Source organism: Aminobacter ciceronei (assembly GCF_014138625.1).
Lineage (GTDB): Bacteria > Pseudomonadota > Alphaproteobacteria > Rhizobiales > Rhizobiaceae > Aminobacter > Aminobacter ciceronei.
In genome coordinates, this window is the sequence record NZ_JACJHY010000083.1 from 1 (window position 1) to 3403 (window position 3403).

A 3403-nucleotide genomic window follows, 5' to 3' on the forward strand; every position below is an offset into this window, starting at 1 on the left:
GGTTTATGCCGACCGTCGAACTATGCCGAGTGAGCAAGTTTTTACCAATGCTTTCAGTAACGTAGCGGTAGCAGGATCGGCATAGCCTAGGCTCTCTCCGTCGCAATTGATGCGAAGGAGAGGACACATGAACGAAAGTGATTATCTGCAACGCAGCACACTTTATCGAAAGCTGATCCACGGGCCGTATGGCGAGTTCGCCCGCATTTACGCGGCCAGATTGTCGAACGAAGGCTTTGGTCGGCAATGCACCTGGCGATCGCTGAGCCTGTTTCGCGAGCTGATGGACTGGCATGTTGGCAACGGGCACGATCCCCACGATTTAAGCGAAGTTCACGTTGACCGGTTTCTTGAGCACCGTTCCAAACACTGGAGCCTCGACTCGGGGGACCGATCGGCGCTCCGGCGCTTGCTTTCTTCATTACGGCAAGAAGGTTTGATACCAGCCGTGCCTCCGATTGAGCGCACGGAGCACGAGCAGATTGTTGATGTGTTCGCGGCTTATCTCACAAATGAGAGAGGGCTCGCCGCCTCGACGGTGGAAAGCCATAAGCTGCTCTCACACCGATTTCTGCAGGAGGTCTGCTCGGCTGGCGCAGAGGGGTTTGCTGCGCTTACCCCGGAGATCGTCATCGGTTATGTCGAGCGACATGCTCTCGATGGCTCCGCCGACAGCGGCAAGGCGATGTGCGGGGTGGTGCGCGCCTTCCTGCGTTACTTGCATCTGAAGGGTTTCATTTCGGTGGCCTTGGCCGATTGCGTGCCGTCCATCCGCCGCTGGCGGCTCGCGGGCCTGCCAACCTTCCTGCCGCCACAGAAGGTCCAGCAGGTTCTTGATGCCTGCGATCGGACCACGGCAATGGGGCATCGGGACTATGCAGTTCTGATGATCCTGGCCAAGCTCGGCTTGCGCGCCAGCGAGGTTGCGGCCCTCAGTCTTGATGACATCGACTGGCGCTCAGGCAAGATCCTTGTCCATGGCAAGGGGCGGCGACAAGCGACGATGCCGCTACGCCACGACGTCGGCACAGCTATCGTCGCTTACATCCGGCATGGGCGACCAGCTTCACCGTGCCGCCGCCTGTTTGTGCGAACGCTTGCTCCGCATGTCGGCTTTGCCTCCGGCTGCGCCATCACGATGATTGCGAAGCAGGCACTCGAGCGGGCAGGTATTCACGGCTATGCGCACCACGGCGCCCACCTCTTCCGCCATAGCCTTGCGACCGACCTGCTGCGGTCGGGGGCCAGCTTTGCCGAGATCGGCCAATTGCTTCGCCACCGGAGCATCGACAGCACAAGGATCTATGCCAAGCTCGACATCGAGAAGCTGCGCGAACTGAGCCTGCCGTGGCCGGGAGGTGCCGAATGAGCCGGCTTCGAACAGCGCTCGAGCGCTATGTAGGCATGCGCCAGGGGTTGGGATACAAGTACCACGGGCCCGCCCGACGGTTGTCGGATTTCGTCACCTTCATGGAGGCTCGCGGCGCCGAGACCATCACCACTGCGCTGGCAATGAAGTGGGTGACGTTGATCGGCCGACAACCGAGTTGGTCCATCCGCCTGACCGATGTGCGCTGCTTCGCTCAGCACCTCGCTCATTTCGACCCCCTGACGGAAGTGCCACCTCAAGACGCTGTGTCGCCGGCGCGGCGGGCAAAGCCCTACATCTATACCGATGCTGAGATCACGGCGCTTCTGGCGGCGGCACTGTCGCTGCCGCCGGCCAACGCCCTGCGTCGCTGGACATATCATTGCCTGTTCGGATTGATAGCGGTGGCCGGGCTACGCCATTCCGAAGCGCTCGACCTGCGCCGGGACCACGTCGATCTCGACCAAGGTATCCTCACCATTCGGGAGACGAAGTTCGGCAAGTCGCGGCTGGTTCCGCTCCATGCCACGACGGTCGCCGTGCTGTCGGACTATGCCGCGCGACGCGACGCGCATCTCGTCGCGCCTCGTAGCCCCTATTTCTTTGTCGCCGAGCAGGGCGGCAGATTGCTGCACCAATACGTGCACCGGGTGTTCTGGCAGCTGTCGCGACAGATCGGTCTGCGGCAGCGGGGGCAGCGCAATGGTCCGCGGATTCACGATCTTCGTCACCGTTTCGCCGTCCAGACCCTGATCAACTGGTATCGTGCGGGCGAAGAAGTCGAGCGGGAACTGCCGGTCCTCTCGACCTTTCTCGGCCATGCCAATGTTCGCGACACCTACTGGTATCTATCCGCCGCGCCGGAGCTAATGACCCATGCCGCGCGACTGCTGGATAAGCGGTGGGAGGCTCGCTCATGAGTGCCCCGAACGATCTGGCCGTGCTGATCGAGCGGTGGTTCACCGATCGGCTCATGCGACATCGAGGCGTAAGCTCCAACACCATCGCCTCCTATCGCGACACCTTCCGGCTCCTGTTTGCATTCGCGCAGACACGCCTTGGCAGGTCTCCGTCGCAGTTGACGCTGCGGGATTTGGACGCGCCTTTCATCGGCGCATTCCTGGAGGACCTCGAGACACAGCGATCCGCCTCAGTGAGGACCCGTAATCTCCGCCTCACGGCCATTCGGTCTTTCTTCCGATATGCGTCGTTCGAGGAGCCGGCCCATAGCGCCCAGATTCAACGCGTGCTCGCGATCCCGAGCAAGCGATGCGACAAGCGACAGCTTCAGTTTCTCACCAGGCCCGAGATTGAAGCGATCCTGGCCTGTCCGGATCGCAGCACATGGCTGGGACGGCGTGATCACACTCTGCTCTTGCTGGCCGCGCAAACGGGGTTGCGGGTCTCGGAGATCATCGATCTCGACCGTGACTCGGTGATGCTGGGGCACGGTGCCCACGTGCGATGCGTTGGCAAGGGCCGCAAGGAGCGAAGTACGCCGCTCACCAAGGTTGCACAGCAAGCCCTTCGGGGCTGGCTCAACGAGCCCAGGAAGCGGAGCGCAACGGCTCTCTTTCCGAACACGCACGGCGGCAAGCTCAGCGCCGACGGCGTGCAGGCGCTGCTGAACAAATATGTCGCCAAAGCGCGCGAACACTGCGTCCCCCTTCGCTCGAAGCGGGTGTCGCCCCATGTCTTGCGCCACAGCGCTGCGATGGAATTGCTGCAGGCGGGCGTCGATTGTTCGGTCATCGCCCTGTGGCTGGGCCATGAGACGATGGAAACAACGCTGACCTATCTTCACGCACATCTTGAACTGAAGGAATCCGCACTTGCCAAGCTGAAGCCATATGACCGCGCAAAGGCCGAACGATTTCGACCAAACGACCGGCTTCTGGAATTCCTGAACGCCCTTTGAGCATGAGAAATATGCCGAGTGCCAACGGCTGATCTCCGGCCAAAACGGCGGGAGAAGCGCACTCCAACCGCCATGGTCAAAGAGGCACTCGGCATAGTTCGACGGTCGGCATAAAC

At 61.4% G+C, this 3403-nt stretch carries 3 protein-coding genes; all 3 read left to right on the top strand.

The window, feature by feature from the left end; translation table 11 throughout:
• Positions 1-127: 127 nt before the first annotated feature.
• From HNQ95_RS33205 to HNQ95_RS33215, 3 genes are read left to right on the top strand one after another with little or no spacing between them, the layout of a single operon-like run.
• The gene (locus tag HNQ95_RS33205) at positions 128-1369 is read left to right on the top strand and encodes a site-specific integrase (RefSeq protein WP_182576245.1); all 1242 of its coding nucleotides are present in this window, start codon (positions 128-130) and stop codon (positions 1367-1369) included.
• A complete protein-coding gene (locus HNQ95_RS33210; RefSeq protein WP_182576244.1) occupies positions 1366-2289 on the top strand; it encodes a tyrosine-type recombinase/integrase in 924 nt (307 codons plus the stop codon). Before HNQ95_RS33205 ends, HNQ95_RS33210 begins: the two co-directional genes overlap by 4 nt.
• The gene (locus tag HNQ95_RS33215; protein ID WP_182576243.1) at positions 2286-3287 is read left to right on the top strand and encodes a tyrosine-type recombinase/integrase; all 1002 of its coding nucleotides are present in this window, start codon (positions 2286-2288) and stop codon (positions 3285-3287) included. The genes HNQ95_RS33210 and HNQ95_RS33215 overlap by 4 nt, the downstream gene beginning before the upstream one ends.
• Positions 3288-3403 lie beyond the last annotated feature (116 nt).

Bases quoted from the DNA above. Each gene is read 5' to 3' on its own strand.
- HNQ95_RS33205 (WP_182576245.1), top strand. From the start codon at position 128: ATGAACGAAAGTGATTATCTGCAACGCAGCACACTTTATCGAAAGCTG.
- HNQ95_RS33210 (WP_182576244.1), top strand. From the start codon at position 1,366: ATGAGCCGGCTTCGAACAGCGCTCGAGCGCTATGTAGGCATGCGCCAG.
- HNQ95_RS33215 (WP_182576243.1), top strand. From the start codon at position 2,286: ATGAGTGCCCCGAACGATCTGGCCGTGCTGATCGAGCGGTGGTTCACC.